Genomic DNA, 1,354 nt, shown 5'->3' with positions numbered 1-1,354 from the left:
CTGAGTTAATTGCTCCAATTGCGTCCATTGTGCCGGCAAACTTAACAAACTGGCGCGACAGGATGCTCGTAAGAACGGCAGCCTCGCAGTTGCCAGCCTTAAATTGCTTAACAACATCGGTTTCTTCGGTGTAGGCGACAAATTTGAGCTTTAATCCCCAGGCTTGAGCTCGTGGAATAACGTCGGAATAAAATGTCATCACTGGGCCACTTCGGCCAACAGGATCCCAAACGCAGAACGTTTTAGATTCTAAAGAAAAAGCAGAGCTACTGAACAGGCTTATCAAGATGCAAAGAAATATAGAGAAGAGCTTCATACAGCACACCTCTGCTGAAGAGCTGGGCGGTATATATATGAATTCATGTGGCTGTTGAAAAAAAGCTGGCCAGTGAAATGACTAAATAGTCGAGTAGTCATTCGTATTCATCCTTGTTTAGAGCGTATTGTGGTGCATTATTTTTTGCTGGCAAAGCCTATCATAGTCCTTGGCTAGATAGGGTGAATCAGATAACAAAAATTATAATTAGGGGCAGAAAGGCTTGAATTGCTATCAACGTCCATGCTTTTGCAATTATATAGAAAATCCAGATGTTTCGTTTTATTGTCGAATTGTAAAATATTGTACAATATATGCTCAATTTACTGGTCGTGTTGATAAAGCTATGTTCTCATCTATATTAATAGAAACATTACGCAACATTGGTTCACGTATTACTCCCGCAGTTTGTTGCAAGCTTTAGACAATCGCTATGGTGATTTAGCTTGTCTTTAAGTAGTTGGAATACAGGTTCGTGCGAGAGAAAATGATGATAGGCGGGTAAAAATATGTACGCGACTCAACAAACAGAAAAAACGCGTCTAGGTGATATTCTTTTAGATAAAGGCCTAATAAACGAAACGCAGTTGAATGAAGCAATTGCTTCTCAGCAAGGCACTGATCTGCCCTTGGGTCAGATTCTCGTCGATAAAGGCTGGTTGAGTCGTAGACAGATTGACCAAGCTCTTAAAGTACAGAGTAAATTACGTAGCGCCATTGTTTCTTCGATTATTAGTTTATCTCCCTTGGCTTTGGTTGGTTGTGGCTCAGCAGCGACCTCTGACGAAGAACCTGTAGAAATTCAGCAAGTTGAAGAGCCTGGTGGGCAAGAGGCTCAGGGGAACAGTGAAGAGGCTTCCAACGATTCTTCAGATAATTCAAGCGATGCTGGAGATACTGGCGGCTCAGTAGTCGGTGGACAAGATGACAGTGGCTCTGACGACCAGCAAGCGGGCAGTGGGGAAAGTCAAAGCGGGTCGAGTGATTCTAGCGGTAGTGACAACGAAGGTTCTTCTGACGCTACTGACGGGCAGGAGC

General features: G+C 43.4%; 1 protein-coding gene and 1 pseudogene. One reads left to right on the top strand and one right to left on the bottom strand.

What is annotated here, in order from left to right; genetic code table 11:
- Positions 1 to 199: putative solute-binding protein (locus A3766_RS32145; protein ID WP_231882947.1), on the bottom strand; the 199-nt coding region annotated here is incomplete at its 3' end.
- A 626-nt stretch (positions 200 to 825) separates the two neighbouring features.
- On the opposite strand from A3766_RS32145, the pseudogene A3766_RS20875 reads away from it, so the two are divergent.
- Positions 826 to 1,354: pseudogene (locus A3766_RS20875) on the top strand (hypothetical protein); the annotation flags it as partial.

Source organism: Oleiphilus sp. HI0132, from assembly GCF_001635845.1.
Note: the sequence above shows the minus strand (reverse complement) of the source record. Positions and strands in the feature narration are given on the sequence as shown.